General features: G+C 71.7%; 12 protein-coding genes. 4 read left to right on the forward strand and 8 right to left on the reverse strand.

Annotated elements, in window-relative coordinates; translation table 11 throughout:
• Positions 1-127 precede the first annotated feature (127 nt).
• Both ACF1CT_RS14020 and ACF1CT_RS14025 read left to right on the forward strand, forming a co-directional pair.
• Complete coding sequence (locus tag ACF1CT_RS14020) at positions 128-850, forward strand: MBL fold metallo-hydrolase (RefSeq protein ID WP_391784059.1); 723 nt, start codon at positions 128-130, stop codon at positions 848-850.
• Between the two features lie 144 nt (positions 851-994).
• Complete coding sequence (locus ACF1CT_RS14025; RefSeq protein WP_391784060.1) at positions 995-1,816, forward strand: DUF3097 domain-containing protein; 822 nt, start codon at positions 995-997, stop codon at positions 1,814-1,816.
• A gap of 110 nt (positions 1,817-1,926) precedes the next feature.
• Here the strand turns inward: ACF1CT_RS14025 and hemW are convergent, their stop codons facing one another.
• From hemW to lepA, 4 genes are all read right to left on the reverse strand, one after another.
• A complete protein-coding gene (gene hemW, locus ACF1CT_RS14030; RefSeq protein ID WP_391784061.1) occupies positions 1,927-3,168 on the reverse strand; it encodes a radical SAM family heme chaperone HemW in 1,242 nt (413 codons plus the stop codon).
• 97 nt (positions 3,169-3,265) lie between these two features.
• Complete coding sequence (locus ACF1CT_RS14035; protein WP_391784220.1) at positions 3,266-5,179, reverse strand: SpoIIE family protein phosphatase; 1,914 nt, start codon at positions 5,177-5,179, stop codon at positions 3,266-3,268.
• A gap of 297 nt (positions 5,180-5,476) precedes the next feature.
• Positions 5,477-7,366 (reverse strand): AMP-dependent synthetase/ligase, encoded by a 1,890-nt coding sequence (locus ACF1CT_RS14040; protein ID WP_391784062.1) that lies wholly within the window; start codon positions 7,364-7,366, stop codon positions 5,477-5,479.
• 636 nt (positions 7,367-8,002) lie between these two features.
• Positions 8,003-9,877, reverse strand: coding sequence for a translation elongation factor 4 (gene lepA, locus ACF1CT_RS14045; RefSeq protein ID WP_391784063.1), 1,875 nt, complete (start codon positions 9,875-9,877; stop codon positions 8,003-8,005).
• A gap of 215 nt (positions 9,878-10,092) precedes the next feature.
• On the opposite strand from lepA, the gene rpsT reads away from it, so the two are divergent.
• Complete coding sequence (gene rpsT, locus ACF1CT_RS14050) at positions 10,093-10,359, forward strand: 30S ribosomal protein S20 (RefSeq protein ID WP_335936930.1); 267 nt, start codon at positions 10,093-10,095, stop codon at positions 10,357-10,359.
• A gap of 335 nt (positions 10,360-10,694) precedes the next feature.
• Here rpsT and holA read toward each other — a convergent pair whose 3' ends face one another.
• Positions 10,695-11,681, reverse strand: coding sequence for a DNA polymerase III subunit delta (holA, locus tag ACF1CT_RS14055; RefSeq protein ID WP_391784064.1), 987 nt, complete (start codon positions 11,679-11,681; stop codon positions 10,695-10,697).
• A gap of 104 nt (positions 11,682-11,785) precedes the next feature.
• Between holA and ACF1CT_RS14060 the strand changes: the two genes are divergently transcribed.
• Positions 11,786-12,031 (forward strand): hypothetical protein, encoded by a 246-nt coding sequence (locus tag ACF1CT_RS14060; protein ID WP_391784065.1) that lies wholly within the window; start codon positions 11,786-11,788, stop codon positions 12,029-12,031.
• Positions 12,032-12,081: 50 nt separating this feature from the next.
• Here ACF1CT_RS14060 and ACF1CT_RS14065 read toward each other — a convergent pair whose 3' ends face one another.
• From ACF1CT_RS14065 to ACF1CT_RS14075, 3 genes are all read right to left on the reverse strand, one after another.
• Entirely contained in the window at positions 12,082-12,966 is an 885-nt protein-coding gene (locus ACF1CT_RS14065) for a YceI family protein (protein ID WP_391784066.1), read from the reverse strand.
• 435 nt (positions 12,967-13,401) lie between these two features.
• Entirely contained in the window at positions 13,402-15,981 is a 2,580-nt protein-coding gene (locus tag ACF1CT_RS14070) for a ComEC/Rec2 family competence protein (RefSeq protein WP_391784067.1), read from the reverse strand.
• On the reverse strand, positions 15,978-16,640 hold the full coding sequence (locus tag ACF1CT_RS14075; RefSeq protein ID WP_391784068.1) for a ComEA family DNA-binding protein: 663 nt from the start codon (positions 16,638-16,640) through the stop codon (positions 15,978-15,980). The genes ACF1CT_RS14070 and ACF1CT_RS14075 overlap by 4 nt, the downstream gene beginning before the upstream one ends.
• Positions 16,641-16,862: the final 222 nt, after the last annotated feature.

Here is a 16,862-nt window from a genome sequence, read left to right on the forward strand (position 1 = left end):
TGGCACTCTGTCGGCGCGAGTGCCAGCAATCCCCCGGCCAGTGTACGGCGGTCGAGTGGGGACCTAGCAAGAGCAACCGGCCGGACCTTCGTGAGACCGTGCGGGCCTCTGCCGGTAGCGTCCCGGTATGGACGTGTCTTGGGAAGAGTTCGGCTGGGAGCGACTCGGTCACGGTGTGGGCCGGCGTCGTCTTCCCGGGTGGGACGCGACGGTCGCGCTGGTGGCCGGGGCCGACGGAGTGCTGCTCTGCGACACCGGATCGACGCTCCGCGAGGGTGCGGAGATCCGGGACATGGCGCGGACCCTGCTCGGCCGGGACGTGACGCATGTCGCACTCAGCCACCCGCATTTCGATCACGTACTGGGCACCGCCGCGTTCCCCGGCGCCGAGGTGTACGGAGCTGCCGGGATGGCCGCGCTGATGAGGCACGGTGCGGACGCGATCCGTTCCTCCGCGGTACGTCACGGGGTGTCCGAGCAGGACGCGGCGGCGGCCGTCGAGGCTCTGGTGGCGCCGCACCACGAGGTGGCCGACGCGCTGACGCTCGATCTGGGCGGCGGCCGCCGGGTGCTGCTCGCGAGCCTGGGCCCCGCGCACAGCGGCCACGACCTGGTGGCCGTCGTGCCCGGCTCCCCGGCGGTGGTTTTCTGCGGCGACCTGGTCGAGGAGTCCGGCGAACCGCAGGCGGGCCGGGACGCTGCCCTGTCGCGCTGGCCGGACGCGCTGGACCGGCTGCTGGCGCTCGGCGGCGAGGACGCCTTGTACGTGCCGGGGCACGGAGCGGTGGTGGACGCGGCGTTCGTGCGGGCCCAGCGCGATTGGCTGGCCGCCCCGCACGGCCGCGCCTGACGCCCCGCGTTCCACGACGGCCGCGTGGCCTTCCCCGTTCCACGACGGCCGCGCCCGACGTTCCCCGCGTTCCACCACCGGCCGGGGGAACGGGAGACGGGCCCTCCGGCGTGTCGTGCCCCCTTCCCGTCCTATCGTCGTGCGATGCGCAGCTACCAGCCGGACCTGACCCCGCCGTGGAAGAGGTCCGCCCCCGTTCCCGAGGTCCCCGCGGAAGCCGATCTGGTCGTGGAGGAGGTCGCCACCGGGTTCTGCGGTGCGGTGATCCGTTGTGAGAAGACGGCCGAGGGCCCGACGGTGACCCTGGAGGACCGCTTCGGCAAGCACCGGGTGTTCCCGATGACGCCGCGCGGCTTCCTGCTGGAGGGCAGGGTGGTCACCCTGGTGCGCCCGACGGCGGCGGCCCCGGCACGTGCCGCGCGCACGGCGTCCGGATCGGTCGCGGTCCCCGGGGCGCGTGCCCGGGTGGCGCGGGCGGGCCGGATCTATGTGGAGGGCCGGCACGACGCGGAGCTGGTCGAGCGGGTCTGGGGCGACGACCTGCGGATCGAGGGCGTGGTCGTGGAGTACCTGGAGGGCGTCGACGACCTCCCGGCCGTCGTGCGCGCCTTCTCCCCGGGCCCGGACGCCAGGCTGGGCGTCCTGGTGGACCACCTGGTCCCCGGTTCCAAGGAGTCCCGGATCGCGGAACAGGTCTCCGACGCGAACGTGCTGGTGGTCGGCCATCCCTACATCGACGTGTGGGAGGCGGTGAAGCCGTCGTCCGTGGGCATCGGCGGCTGGCCGGCGGTGCCGCGCGGCCAGGACTGGAAGACCGGGGTGTGCCGGGCGCTGGGCTGGGAGGAGAACACCGGCGCGGCCTGGCAGCGCATTCTGTCCTCGGTGCGCTCCTACCGGGATCTGGAGCCGTCCCTGCTGGGCTCCGTGGAACACCTGATCGACTTCGTGACGGCACCGGAGGGGTAGCGCGGGGCGTTTCCGGGGGCGGTGGGCGGTGCCGATACGCGGTCCGCGCCCCCGTCCCGCCCGCGCGGCCCTCCGCCCGCCCCGTCCCGTCCCGTCCGGCGCGTCCAGTCTCAGTCCACCAGGTCCCGCACCACCGCGTCCGCCAGCAGCCGCCCGCGCAGGGTGAGCACCGCCCGGCCCCGCTCGTACGGTTCGGGCCGCAGCAGCCCTTCCCCGACCGCGCGTCCCGCCGCGACCAGCCCGTCCGGCTTCAGCAGCGACAGCGGGCAGCCGTCCACGAGCCGCAGCTCCAGCAGGATCCGCTCGACCCGCCGGTCCTCGGCGGAGAGGATCTCGCGCCCGGCCCCCGGCGACCGCCCCTCGGCCAGCGCCTGCGCGTACGCCCCGGGGTGCTTCACGTTCCACCAGCGCACCCCGCCGACGTGGCTGTGCGCCCCGGGTCCGGCCCCCCACCAGTCGGCACCGCGCCAGTACAGCTCGTTGTGCAGGCAGCGGCCCTCGGGCGTGCGGGCCCAGTTCGACACCTCGTACCAGGAGAAGCCCGCCGCGGTCATCGCCTCCTCCGCGATCAGGTACCGGTCGGCGTGGGCGTCGTCGTCGGTCATCGGGACCTCGCCGCGCCGGATGCGCCGAGCCAGTCCGGTGCCCTCCTCGACGATCAGCGCGTACGCCGACACATGGTCCGGGCCCGCCCCGATCGCCGCGTCCAGCGAGGCCCGCCAGTCGTCGTCGGACTCGCCGGGCGTGCCGTAGATCAGGTCGAGATTGACGTGCTCGAAGCCCGCCTCGCGGGCCTCGGCGACGCACTCCTCGGGGCGCCCGGGGGTGTGCGTGCGGTCCAGGACCTTCAGCACGTGCTGCCGGGCGCTCTGCATGCCGAACGAGATCCGGTTGAAGCCGCCCTCCCGCAGTTCGGCGAGATAGGCCGGACCGACGGATTCCGGGTTGGCCTCGGTGGTGATCTCGGCGTCGTCCGCGAGCCCGAACTCGTCGCGGATCGCCCCCAGCATCCGGACCAGGTCGGCGGCGGCCAGCAGGGTCGGCGTCCCGCCGCCGACGAAGACCGTGCGGGCCGGGCGCGGATCGTCGCCGAGGACCGTGCGGGCGCGGTGGATCTCGTCGATCAGGTGCCCGGCGTAGTTGTCCCGGGAGGCCAGTGCGCCGCCGGAGCCGCGCAGCTCGGTGGCGGTGTACGTGTTGAAGTCGCAGTATCCGCAGCGGGTCGCGCAGTAGGGCACGTGCAGGTAGAAGCCGAGCGGCCGGTCGGCGGCGCCTTCCAGGGCATGACGGGGCAGCGCCCCGTCGTCGGGTACGGGTTCACCATCGGGCAGTACGGAAGGCATACCGCCCATTGTCGCTCGTCGGCCGGAACCACCCGGACACACCCGGACCGCCCCCGGGCGGATACGTCGCCCGGGCCCGCCCGCTCCCGCCCGGCCGGGCCCGGCCTCACCCCGCCTGGAGCACCAGCAGCGCCAGGTCGTCGTCCGGCGGACGCTCGGCGAATTCGTGCACGGCCCGCTTGATCCGGTCCGCTATGCCGTCCGCCGACAGGCCCGCGCAGTCGGCCAGGGCCAGGGCCAGGCCGTCCCCGTCGTCGAACATCAGCGTTCCGGAGCGCCGCTCGGTGACCCCGTCGGTGACGCACAACAGGCTGTCGCCGGGCGCCAGCTCGAAGCTCTGGCTCTCGTAGGCGACGTCGTCGAAGATTCCGAGCAGTATCTGCGGTTCGGCGGCCGGGCGCACCGCGCCGTCGGGCCGGAGCAGCAGCGGCAGCGGGTGGCCCGCGCTGGCCAGGGTGCAGCGCACCCCGCCGTCCGGCAGCGGGACGAGTTCCCCGTACAGCAGGGACAGGAAGCGGGACTGCCCGGTGTCCGCGGTGTGCTGGCCGCCCGCCGCGGCCACCATGAGCGCCGCGGCCTCGGCGGCCTCCATCGCGTCGTCCAGGAGCAGCCGGTTGAGCCGGTCCAGCACTTCGCCGACGCCGAATCCCTCTCGGGCCAGCAGCCGCAGCCAGGGCCGGGCGAGGCCGGTGACGACGGCGGCCTCGGGGCCGCTGCCCTGGACGTCGCCGAGCACGAAGCACCAGCGGTCGCCGGGGCACGGGAAGATGTCGTAGAAGTCCCCGCCGACGACCCCGTCGTCGCTGGGCTCGTACACCAGCGAGCTGGTCACCCCGGGTATGTCGGCGACCTTGCCGGGCAGCAGCGCGCGTTGCAGGATGCGGCTGATGGTGGCCTGCCGGGTGTAGGCGCGGGCGGCGCCGACGGCGAGACCCACCCTGCGGACGAAGTCTTCTATCAGCGCGGTCACCTCGTCGGGGACGCGTCCCGCGCCCTCCCTGCCGAGGAGCACGGCTCCGAGCGTCCGGCCGCCCGAGGTGATCCGGTAGGCGAGGGCGGATCCGGCGTGCGCCTCGTGCGTCCCGGGTTCCCCGCCGTCCTCCTCGTTTCCGGTCCAGGCCAGCGAGACGGGCCCGGTGCCGACCCGTTCGGGCAGCCGGATCGGGTCCTGCTCCAGCACCGTGCGCAGGCCGGGGGTCTCGGTCTCGTCCCGGTGCCAGACGCTGGCCAGCCGGGGGACGGCCACCGGGCCGCCGTTCTCGGGCTCCAGCCAGATCGCGCACCAGTCGGCGAGCCGGGGAACGAGTAACTGTCCGGCGAGCGCCGCCACGATGTCCTCGTCGAGCTGTCCGGCGAGCAGGTCCGACGCCTCGGCGAGGAACGACAGCGCGCCGCGGCCGGCCCAGTCCGCGTCGTCGCGCAGGGCCCGCCGGGCGGTGGGTGCGAGCAGTTCGGCGGCGCGCAGCCCGTGCTGGAATCCGGGCTCGCCGGACGCCTCGGGGAACGGGTTCCAGTCGTCGACGGGGAGCCGGGCCCAGACGGTCTTGAGGCCGGTGCGGTAGGTGATGCCCCAGCGCTCGGCGAGGGTGCCGACGAGCTGGAGGCCGCGGCCGTACTCGACCGGATCGGCGGGAAGGACGTATCCGGCTCCGTCGTCCGCCGGGCGGTCGCTGCGAACGGCGCGTGCGGGGTGGTGGTCGGAGACCTCCAGCACGAGGGCGGCGGCCTCGTCGTCGGTGGCCTCCTCCAGCCGGCACAGCAGCTCGACGTTGGTTCCGGCGTGCACGACCGCGTTGGTGACCAGCTCGCTGACGACGACCGACGCGTCGTCGGCGAGGCGCTCGCTGCACCCCACGGCCGTCGGCAGTCCGAGGCCGCTCCACTCGGCGAGCGCGGCCTGGACGAACCGGCGTCCCGCGGAGGGCGCGAGGAGGTTTCCGGGCAGGGATGTACGGGCGACCGGCCGCTCCTCCGGGTGACCGACGGTGATACCGGGACGCTGAACGATGTCCCGCTGCAAGGGAACGGACCCCACGGTGCAGCTCCTGACCTGTTCTCGCTCTGGCTGTTCTCGTTGCTGTCTGTTTCTCGTTGGACGCCACTGACGACACCGACAGACTGACAGATTGACCATGCCCATAAGAGGCGAGTTGCCGAAGTGAGCGGAGAACGACAGGGCCGGACGCGTCGTGCGGCAGGCCCGGAGGAACCCGGGGCGCACCCCGCGGGCCCCTCGGTACGGGGGCTCGCGGGATCCGTTCCGCGCCCGGGTGCTTCCGTGCGGGGGCCGGATTCTCCCCCGGTGGCCGGATGGGCCCTATGCCTCGCGGGCCCCCACGTACATGTCGTCGATGAGGTCCTTGTACTCGCGCTCGACGACGGGCCGCTTCAGCTTCAGACTGGGCGTCAGCTCCCCGTGCTCGATGTCCAGATCACGCGGCAGCAACCGGAACTTCTTGATGGTCTGCCAGCGCTGGAGCCCCTCGTTGAGCCGGCGCACGTATCCGTCGATGAGTTCGACGGTCCGCGGCGAGGCCACCACGTCGGCGTACGCCTTCCCGCCCATGCCGTTCTCGGCGGCCCAGCCGAGGATGGTGGGCTCGTCGAGCGCGATCAGGGCGGTGCAGTAGTTGCGGTCCGCGCCGTGCACCAGGATGTTCGAGACGAACGGGCAGACCGCCTTGAACTGTCCCTCGACCTCCGCCGGGGCGATGTACTTGCCGCCGGACGTCTTGATCAGGTCCTTCTTGCGGTCGGTGATCCGGAGGTAGCCGTCCACGGACAGCTCGCCGATGTCCCCGGTGTGGAACCAGCCGTCCGCCTCCAGCACCTCGGCGGTCTTCTCCGGCTGCCCGTGGTACCCCTCCATGAGACCGGGGCCGCGCAGCAGGATCTCCCCGTCGTCGGCGATCCGCACCTCGGTGCCGGGCAGCGGCTTGCCGACGGTGCCGGTGCGGTAGGCCTCGCCCGGGTTGACGAAGGAGGCGGCGCTGGACTCGGTGAGGCCGTAGCCCTCCAGGATGTGGATGCCGGCGCCCGCGAAGAAGTAGCCGATGTCGGGGGCGAGCGCGGCGGAACCGGAGACGCAGGCGCGCAGTCGGCCGCCGAACGCCTCCCGGATCTTGGCGAAGACAAGGGCGTCGGCGACCTTGTGCTTGGCCCCGAGCCCGAACGGGACGGACGCCGTGCCGGTGTGCCGGAAGTTGTCCTGCGAGACCTTCGCGTACTCGCGGGCGATCCCGGCCGCCCACTGGAAGATCTTGTACTTGGCCCCGCCGCCGGCCCGCGCCTTGGCCGCGACGCCGTTGTAGACCTTCTCGAAGATCCGGGGGACGGCGGCCATGTAGGTCGGCTGGACCACCGGCAGGTTCTCGATGATCTTGTCGACCCGGCCGTCCACGGCGGTGACGTGGCCCACCTCGATCTGGCCGGAGGTGAGGACCTTGCCGAAGACGTGGGCGAGGGGCAACCAGAGGTACTGGACGTCGTCCGCGGTGATCAGCCCGGTCGAGACGGTGGCCTTGGCCATGTAGGACCAGTTGTCGTGCGGCAGGCGCACGCCCTTGGGGCGGCCGGTGGTGCCCGAGGTGTAGATGAGGGTGGCAAGCTGGTCCGAGGTGATGGCGGAGACCCGCTCCTTCACCGCCTCGGGGTGCTTCACCAGGTACTCGGCACCGCGGGCCTCCAGGTCGGCGAGGGTGAGCAGCCAGCCCTCCGGGTCGTCCTCGGCGGGCTCGGCACCCTCGGGGTCGATGACGACGACGTGGGCGAGTTCGGGCAGGTCGGCGCGGCGCTCCCGCGCCTTCGCCAGTTGCTGCGCGTCCTCGGCGATCAGTACCCGGCTCTCGGAGTCGGCAAGGATGAACGCCGACTCCTCGACGTTGGTCGACGGGTAGACCGTGGTGGTGGCGGCGCCCGCGCACATCACGCCGAGGTCGACGAGGATCCACTCCACCCTGGTGGAGGAGGCGAGCGCGACGCGCTCCTCCGGCCGCACGCCCAGTCCGATGAGTCCCGCCGCGATCGCGTACACGCGCTCGGCGGCCTGCGCCCAGCTCAGCGACTTCCAGTCATCGGGTCCCTCGCCGCCGGCCGAGGGGACCGGGTAGCGGTACGCCTCCCCGTCGGGGGTGGCCGCCACGCGGTCGACGAAGAGGTTCGCCACGGAGGGCGGTCGGTTCTCGATCTGGGTCAGTGTGTCGCTCACGACATCCTCCGGGCCTGCGGCAGTGCTTCACGACCGGCTGCTGGTCGCTGCTGGTGGTTATGTGTGGCTGCTCGTTTTCCTGCTGGGTTGCTGCTGGGCTGCTGCTACTGGGCTGCTACTGGATTCCCGCTCTTGGGTTGTGCCGGGTTCCTGCTGGGACTGCTCCTGTCGTGCCGGGTTTCCGCCCGGCCTGCTCCTGGGCCGGACCGGGCTTCCACTTGGCCTGCTCCTGGGTTGCTGCCCGCGTGCTCGTGCTGCTCGTCTTCCTGCGCGTCGCCCACCACACGGTTTCCCGTGCCTCCTGCTCACCGGCTTTCCGCGTGCGTCCGCGTGGTTTCCGCTTCGGCCCGTGAGCCTCGTCGTCCGTGCGTACGGTGCGCGTCTGGCGGCTCTCGACCCCACGTTGTTTAACTGGCGAGTAACCACGAGGTCGTGATCAGGGTAGAGCGCCCGCGTCCGCCGCGTAAGAGGCAATGGGCCGCCGCTTCATAACAAACGGGCCCCTGTGTCGCGGAGTGCTGCGACGCAGGGGCCCGTCGGGCGGGCACCCGGGGGTGGTGCGGACGGAACGGTGCGGACGGAGCCGGGGCGGACGGGCACGGGAACCGCATCCGTCCGCCCACCCGTGGCAACGGCCTACTTCTTGCCCTTGCTCTCCCCGCCCGAGTCGTCCGTGGACAGCACGGCGATGAAGGCCTCCTGCGGCACCTCCACACTGCCGACCATCTTCATCCGCTTCTTGCCCTCCTTCTGCTTCTCCAGCAGCTTCCGCTTACGGGAGATGTCACCGCCGTAGCACTTGGCGAGGACGTCCTTGCGGATGGCGCGGACGGTCTCGCGGGCGATGACCCTGGAGCCGATGGCCGCCTGGATCGGGACCTCGAAGTTCTGCCGCGGGATCAACTCGCGCAGCTTGGCGACCAGCCGCACGCCGTAGGCGTACGCCTTGTCCTTGTGCGTGACGGCGGAGAACGCGTCGACCTTGTCGCCGTGCAGCAGGATGTCGACCTTGACGAGGTGCGCGGTCTGCTCGCCGGTGGGCTCGTAGTCCAGGGAGGCGTACCCGCGCGTCTTGGACTTCAGCTGGTCGAAGAAGTCGAAGACGATCTCGGCGAGCGGCAGGGTGTAGCGGATCTCGACCCGGTCCTCGGAGAGGTAGTCCATGCCGAGCAGGGTGCCGCGGCGGCTCTGGCAGAGCTCCATGATCGCGCCGATGAACTCGCTGGGCGCGAGGATCGTGGCGCGCACGACGGGCTCGTGCACCCGGTCGATCTTGCCCTCGGGGAACTCGCTCGGGTTGGTGACGGTGTGCTCGGTGCCGTCCTCCATGTCGACGCGGTAGACCACGTTCGGCGCGGTGGCGATGAGGTCGAGACCGAACTCGCGCTCCAGCCGCTCACGGATCACGTCGAGGTGGAGCAGACCGAGGAAGCCGACGCGGAAACCGAAGCCGAGCGCGGCGGAGGTCTCCGGCTCGTACACCAGGGCTGCGTCGTTGAGCTGGAGCTTGTCGAGCGCCTCGCGCAGGTCCGGGTAGTCCGAGCCGTCCAGCGGGTACAGGCCCGAGAACACCATCGGCTTGGGATCCTTGTAGCCGCCCAGTGCCTCGGTCGCGCCCTTGCTCAGGGAGGTGATCGTGTCACCGACCTTGGACTGCCGCACGTCCTTCACACCGGTGATGAGGTAGCCCACCTCACCCACCCCGAGACCGTCGGCCGGGGTCATCTCCGGGGAGGAGACCCCGATCTCCAGCAGCTCGTGGGTGGCTCCGGTGGACATCATCCGGATGCGCTCGCGCTTGTTGAGCTGGCCGTCGACGACACGGACGTACGTGACGACACCGCGGTACGAGTCGTAGACGGAGTCGAAGATCATCGCCCGTGCGGGGGCGTCCGCCATGCCGACCGGGGCCGGGATGTCCCGCACCACCCGGTCGAGCAGCGCGTCCACACCGACTCCGGTCTTCGCGGAGACCTTCAGCACGTCCTCCGGTTGGCAGCCGATGAGGTTGGCCAGTTCCTCGGAGAACTTCTCCGGCTGCGCGGCCGGCAGGTCGATCTTGTTGAGCACCGGGATGATGGTGAGGTCGTTCTCCATCGCCAGGTAGAGGTTGGCCAGCGTCTGGGCCTCGATCCCCTGCGCGGCGTCGACCAGCAGGACCGTGCCCTCACAGGCGGCGAGCGAGCGCGAGACCTCGTAGGTGAAGTCCACGTGACCCGGGGTGTCGATCATGTTGAGGACATGGGTGCGCCCCTCGTCCTCACCCGTCGTGGGCGCCCAGGGCAGACGGACCGCCTGGGACTTGATGGTGATGCCGCGCTCGCGCTCGATGTCCATCCGGTCGAGGTACTGAGCACGCATCTGCCGCTGGTCGACCACGCCCGTCAGCTGAAGCATCCGGTCGGCAAGGGTCGACTTGCCGTGGTCGATGTGCGCGATGATGCAGAAGTTGCGGATCAGCGCCGGGTCGGTACGGCTCGGCTCGGGCACGTTGGTAGGAGTCGCGGGCACGCAGGGTCCTGATTCTTGAGACGCCGAACGCCGTGTCTCGGGTCGATGTCGGTTCGGTCGGATCGATACGTAGCCTCCATCGTCCCATGGTTGCGGGGCGGGGACCGGTTTGGGCCGGTCCGAGCGCGGCTGGTACCGTTGACAGCTGTGTCTCGCGACCCTCCCGGGCCGCAGGACACTCATCGAAGATCCAACGAACCTGAAAAGGCTCTTTCGTGGCGAACATCAAGTCCCAGATCAAGCGGAACAAGACGAACGAGAAGGCGCGCCTGCGCAACAAGGCCGTCAAGTCCTCGCTCAAGACCGCTATCCGCAAGGCCCGTGAGGCCGTCGCCGCCGGTGACGTCGAGAAGGCCACCGTGGCCACTCGCGACGCCTCCCGTGCGCTCGACAAGGCCGTCTCGAAGGGTGTCATCCACAAGAACGCCGCCGCCAACAAGAAGTCGGCGCTGGCCTCCAAGGTTGCCTCCCTCCAGGGCTGAGCCGTCTGAGATCCACCTGCCGGAACGGATCAGCGGGCCCTCTCTCCCGCCCCTGCCCGGCCCCCGCGCCGCACACCGAACCTGCGTTCGCCACGCGGGTGCGGCGCACCAAGTGTGAACCGGAGGCCCCGGTCCCGCTCTCCCCGGAGCGCGGCCGGGGCCTTCGTCGTGCCCGGACCGCACGGCTCCGGTCGGATGGTGGGGCTTCGGGCGGCAGGGCGAACACAGCAGAGCGAGCACAGCAGAGCGAACGCGGCAGAGCGGTTTCCCAAGAGGCCAACGCGGTCGAGCGGACGCGGAACGGCGGCCGTCGAAAGACGGACGCGGAAGGGCGGTCAGCGCCCCGACCGCGCCGCCCGTGCGATCGCGACGACGGCCTTCTCCAGCGCGTACTCCGGATCGTCACCGCCGCCCTTGACTCCGGCATCCGCGTCCGCGACCGCCCGCAGGGCCACCGCCACACCGTCCGGTGTCCACCCGCGCATCTGCTGACGCACCCGGTCGATCTTCCACGGCGGCATGCCCAGCTCACGGGCGAGATCCGCGGGCCGTCCCCCGCGCGCCGAGGAGAGCTTACCGATCGCCCGTACCCCCTGCGCCAGCGCGCTGGTGATCAGCACCGGCGCCACACCCGTCGACAGCGACCAGCGCAGCGCTTCGAGCGCCTCCGCCGCCCGCCCCTCGACCGCGCGGTCCGCGACGGTGAAACTCGAAGCCTCCGCACGGCCCGTGTAGTAGCGGGCGACGACCGACTCGTCGATCGTGCCCTCGACATCCGCGACCAGCTGCGCGACCGCGCTCGCCAGCTCCCGCAGATCACTGCCGATCGAGTCGACCAGCGCCTGGCACGCCTCGGGCGTCGCGGACCGCCCCAGCGTCCGGAACTCCGTCCGCACGAAGGAGAGCCGCTCGGCGGGCTTGGTCGTCTTCGGACAGGCGACCTCCCGCGCCCCTGCCTTGCGCGCGGCGTCCAACAGCGCCTTGCCCTTGGCACCCCCGGCGTGCAGCAGGACGAGAGTGATCTCCTCGACCGGATCGCCCAGGTACGCCTTGACGTCCTTGATCGTGTCGGCGGAGAGGTCCTGCGCGTTCCGGACGATCACGACCTTGCGCTCGGCGAAGAGCGACGGGCTGGTCAGCTCGGCGAGGGTGCCGGGCTGGAGTTGGTCGGGGGTGAGGTCGCGCACGTCCGTGTCGGGGTCCGTGGCACGGGCCGCCGCGACCACCTGCTGCACGGCGCGGTCGAGGAGCAGGTCCTCCTGACCCACGGCGAGCGTGAGGGGGGCGAGCGGATCGTCGGTCGAATTCCTTCTGGTGGCCATCGCCGTCCAGCATCCCACGCACCACTGACAAACCCCCCGGCTCCCTCCCCCGCCGGTCCGCCGGAACGAGTTCCGTGACGCCCGCCGTACGGGAGAATGGGCAGGTGAGCGATGTGAGACATGTGCTGGTGCTGCCCGACCGCGAGGCCGCCGAGGAAGTGGCCGAGGAGCTCGGCGACCGTTTCGGGGTGGCCGAGGAGCCCCAGCTGGTACGCGATGCGCTGGCCGGCGAGGACGATGCCGAGGACGCCCAGTGGCTGGTGGTCGTGGAGGACCCGTCGGGACGACTTGACGCTTCGGCGCTCGACGCGTTCGCCGCCGAGTACGAGGGCTGGCTCGAAGTGCCGTGAGGCGCCCTGCGCGTCGCACGCGACGCGACGCCGGTCCGCGTCCCGGTTGTTCAGGCCTTGGGGACGATCTGGATGTCCAGGTCGATGGAGATGCTGGAGCCGACTGCCGCGATGCCCCGGGCCAGCATGGTCTGCCAGGTGAGCGTGAAGTCCTCGCGATGCAGTTCCGTGGTGGCCCGGCAGGCTGCGCGCGTCTCGCCCTCCAGCCCGTTGCCCAGGCCGAGGTAGTGGGTGTCCAGCGTGACCGTGCGGCTGACGCCGTGCAGGGTGAGCGCACCGGTCACACCCCAGCGGGTGCCACCGCGGTGGACGAAGCGGTCGCCGTAGAACTCCATCGTGGGGTAGCGGCCGACGTCCAGGAAGTCGCTGGAACGCAGGTGGTCGTCACGCATCTGGACGTTCGTGTCGATCGACGCGGCGTCGATGATCACGTGCATGGCCGAGTCCTCCATGCGGTCGCCGATCCGGACCGCACCGGCGAAGTTGTTGAACCTGCCGTGAATACGTGCCATGCCGATGTGCCGGGCCGTGAAACCGATCTGCGAATGCATCGGCTCCACCTCCCAGTCCCCCGGATCGGGCAACTGCGGCAGCGGGGATATCTGCAGGGTCACGTCGCCCAGGCTCGCGTGACCGCCCTCGACGACGGTCGCCGCACCGTGGAACGGGGTGAATCCCTCGGCTGTGACAGCGAGTCGGTACTCACCCGCCGGGACTGTGGCGAGGACATTGCCATAAGGGTCCGTCTCACCACCGAAGACCTTGCGGCCCGCGCCGTCCGTGACCACGAACTCGGCCTGCCGGACAATCTCGTTGACCGGATCGAGCACGCGACAGCTGAGCGCCCCCGCGGTGCGCGGCATCTCCACCCCGGCGAGGGCGTTGCCCCGCACGGCACCCGTCGTTGCCCTGCTTCGCAACCAGCGGCCGAACATCTCTCCACTACCCCCTGGGGTAAGTCACCTTGGGGCCTGACGACTGGACGTACGCGTCGGAGCACCGGCCCACCGACGATGATGCATTCGACCACCCTTGTGGTGTTCGAGGCAAACAGAGCAGCTCGCAAGTGCTTGCGTAGAGATGTTACCGAGGGTCCGAATTGCCGTTCCGCCGGTACCGCAGCCGTCCGTACGGGAGCGGCGCAAGTGGCTTCTCCGAATCCGGCGGGACGTATGCGCGCGTACACCATGGTTTGCCCGTACCGACGGCCGGATGGGGACGGACGGCGATCCAAAGCACCGGCGGCGATCCGGAGCACCGGCGGCGGGACGGAGAAGATCACAAAGACGGCTCCTCGGAAGCGCGGCCGTCGTGGTGTCCGCGCCCTGCGCCTGCGCCGACCCGTACCGGTACGACGGGGGAACCCGGCTTCACGAACGGCCCACCGCCCGTAGCCGCGGCCCGAACCCCGACACGGCGATAGCGCCGTCCCTGTCGGTGCGCAGTACCCTCGCGCCACCGGCCCCGAGTGCGTCGAGGGTGCGGGGGGCCGGATGCCCGTACGGGTTGCCCCTGCCCGCGCTCACCAGGGCGAGTCTGGGGTGCGCGCTGCGCAGCAGTTCCGGCTCCTGATGAGCGGAACCGTGATGGGCGACCTTGAGCACGTCCACCGGCGGCAGAGCGGGATACCTTCCCAACAGCGCCTGTTGGGCCGGGGGTTCGAGGTCTCCGAGCAGCAGCAGGGTCAGCCCTCCGGTCCGGACGTACAGGGTGATGCTGGCGTCGTTCGGATCCTGCGGTACGGGTCCGGCCCACGGGGTGGCACCGGCCGGTATGCCCGCTGCCCCCGTCCCGCCCACCGGCCACAGGACCTGCCAGTCAAGCAGCCCGATCCGGCGGCGCTCGCCGGGAACGGCCCGGATCAGCGGGACTCCCGACGCGGCGGCAGTTCTCCGGACGAACGCCGCCTGTTCCGGCGGTTCGTCCAGGCTCGTCGTCTGAATCGCCCCCACCGCTCTGCCGCGCAGTACTCCCGGAAGTCCCCTCACGTGGTCCGCGTGGAAGTGTGTGAGAACCAGCAACGGCACCTCGGAGACGCCGAGATCGCGCAGGCAGCGGTCGACCGGCGCCGGATCGGGTCCGGTGTCGACGACCACTCCCGCGGCGTCCCCCGCGGCCAGCACCAGGGCGTCTCCCTGGCCCACGTCGCACATGGCGAACGCCCAGTCCGGGGGCGGCCATCCCGTCAGCACCCGGGTGAGCGGAACCGGGCGCAGCACCGCGAGAACCAGCAGCAACGCGGCGACCGTACAGATCCAGGGGTGGCGCGCCGCACGACGGGCGAACAGCAGCACCAGCACCGTCAGCCCGGTGAGCAGCAGCGCCCCCTTTCCGCCGTCGGGCCAGTCGATCGCCGCCCCGGGCAGTCCCGCCCCGGTGCGGGCCACCGAGGCGATCCATCCGGCAGGCCACCCCGCGACCCGGGCGAGCAGTTCTGCCACGGGCATGGCCACCGGCGCGGCGCCGAGCGCGGCGAAGCCGAGCACCGTGGCCGGCGCCACCGCGAACTCGGCAAGCAGATTGCACGGGATCGCCACCAGGCTGACCTGTGAGGCGAGCAGCACGATGACCGGCGCGCACACGGCCTGCGCCGCCGCGGCCGCTGCCAGCGCCTCGGAGACCCGGGGCGGCACTCGGCGCCGTCGCAACGCGTCGGCCCATTTCGGGGCGATGGTGAGCAGGGCACCGGTGGCCAGTACGGAGAGGGCGAAGCCGTAACTGCGTGCCATCCACGGGTCGTACAGGACCAGCAGCAGGACCGCTGCGGCCAGTGCCGGAAGCAGTGATCTGCGACGGCCGGTGCCGATGGCCAGCAGGGTGATCAGTCCGCAGGCTGCCGAGCGCAGCACGCTCGGCTCGGGGCGGCAGACGATGACGAACGCGAACGTGAGCCCACCGCCGAGCAGCGCGGTCAGCCGCAGCGGAATACCCAGACGGGGCGCCAGGCCACGGCGTTCGGCGCGCGATGCTGTGCCGGGCGGCCCGATCAGAAGGGCGAGCAGGATCGCCAGGTTGGCGCCGGAGACCGCCATCAGATGGGTGAGGTCGGTCGCCCGGAAGGCTTCCCGCAGTTCGGGCGAGACCCTTGATGTGTCGCCGACGACCAGGCCCGGCAGGAGAGCGCGGGCGTCGGGGTCCAGCCGGTCCGTCGCCCGCCGCAGTCCGGCGCGCAGTGCGCCCGCCGTGCGGTGGAGGGACGAGGGCGGCCCGATGACGCGGGGTGGTCCCTTGCCGTCCGGCCTCAGCACGGCGGCGTTGCGCTCCCCCTCGTGCAGGGGCGGTGCCAGCCGACCGCCGATGCGCAGGCGTGTGGAGGGGAGCAGCCGCTGCCACCGGGCCGCCTCCCCGCCGGGCCGGACGATCAGCAGCACGGGCGTCCGCAGCCGGGTGACCGTTCCGTCGTGGCCGAAGAGCCGGGTGATCTCGGCGTCCATGAGCAGCGAGGCGGGTGTGCTGTGGTCTCCTCGCACCCGGGGCACGGTCTTGCGTGCGTCGGAGGTCACTGCCACCTCCGCCTCGACGCTCGCGAATTGCCGTGCCAGTTCGGGTACCGGCCCCTGCCGGACGTCCGCACCGTGCAGGCCCGCCGACGCGGCCCCGGCCGCCGCGCAGAGCAACGCGGCGGCGGTGGCGGTCACGGTGGTGCGCGTCCGCCGCCGGTGGCCCGCACCGTTTCCGTCGGCCGCCGGTTCTCCCCCGTGACCGGCCCGGCTTCTACTGAGCGCACGGGGCAACGGCGCCCCCGACCAGGCAAGGAATACCAGTGCCGTGCCGACGCAGGCCGTGACCCCCGTGGCCGTCCACCGTCCCGATGCGCTCAGCGCGAGAGCGGCTCCGGCCCAGGCCGCCAGAGCCGGTGGGACCAGCCGCAGGTCGAGCGTGCCCTCCTGCCGCGGATCGAGGACCCCGGCCCACCCTGCCCGAGCCGTCCGGGCCTCGGGCGCGTTCATGGCCCCACCAACGGCTGGAGATCGCTGAACCGACGGTCGCCGATTCCGTTGACCTGACGGAGTTCGTCGACGGACCTGAACCCGCCGTGTTGCGTGCGGTAGTCGATGATGTGCTGGGCGAGCACCGGTCCGACACCGGGCAGGGTGTCGAGTTGGTCGATTGTCGCGTTGTTGAGGCTGACCGGTCCGGCGGCGGACCCGGATCCGCCGCCCGTGCCGCCGCCCTGCCCGCCGCCGTCGGCGGTGGGTGTGCCGGGTGGGGCGCCCACCACGATCTGCTCCCCGTCCATGAGCACCCGTGCCCGGTTGAGCCCGGTGAGATCGACACCAGGCCGCGCCCCACCCGCCGCCAGCAGCGCGTCCGCGACCCTCGCCCCGGACGGCAGTCGGTGGATGCCCGGCCTCCGTACCTTTCCGCTCACGTCCACGACAACGTGCGCGCCCTGCCCCGTCGTGGGCGTCGGTCCCGGTGCCGGTTCGGGCACCGCGGAACCCTCCGGTGCTGAGGTCGGTGTCCCCGATGTCCGGGCGTGTGCGGCCTCGTTGACCAGATCGGGGGCCCGCACGGGGTGAGGCCGGGCCGACCAGAAGTGCATCGTCGCGAAGGCCGCGGCCGCGATCAGGACAACGGCGAGCGCGGCGAGGGTCCTTGGCTCCACTCCGCACCTGAGCTGAAACCACACCGGAATCCGTTCCCTCAGCGCCGGGACCAGCCGCTCCCGCCACCCCTGCTTCCCGGATCCGCTGACCGGGTCCGCCCCCCGGTGCGCGGCAGGGACCGATACCGAGACAGATGCCGATGCCGGGGCAGGAACAGGGGCAGGAACAGGGGCAGGGAACGAGCCACGGCCGGGGGACGGGTCACGGCCGGGGGACGGGGG

The sequence above is a fragment of the Streptomyces sp. NPDC014734 genome (assembly GCF_043083325.1).
GTDB lineage: Bacteria > Actinomycetota > Actinomycetes > Streptomycetales > Streptomycetaceae > Streptomyces.

Bases quoted from the DNA above. Each gene is read 5' to 3' on its own strand.
- ACF1CT_RS14020 (WP_391784059.1), top strand. From the start codon at position 128: ATGGACGTGTCTTGGGAAGAGTTCGGCTGGGAGCGACTCGGTCACGGT.
- ACF1CT_RS14025 (WP_391784060.1), top strand. From the start codon at position 995: ATGCGCAGCTACCAGCCGGACCTGACCCCGCCGTGGAAGAGGTCCGCC.
- hemW (WP_391784061.1), bottom strand. From the start codon at position 3,168: ATGGGCGGTATGCCTTCCGTACTGCCCGATGGTGAACCCGTACCCGAC.
- holA (WP_391784064.1), bottom strand. From the start codon at position 11,681: ATGGCCACCAGAAGGAATTCGACCGACGATCCGCTCGCCCCCCTCACG.
- ACF1CT_RS14065 (WP_391784066.1), bottom strand. From the start codon at position 12,966: ATGTTCGGCCGCTGGTTGCGAAGCAGGGCAACGACGGGTGCCGTGCGG.
- ACF1CT_RS14070 (WP_391784067.1), bottom strand. From the start codon at position 15,981: ATGAACGCGCCCGAGGCCCGGACGGCTCGGGCAGGGTGGGCCGGGGTC.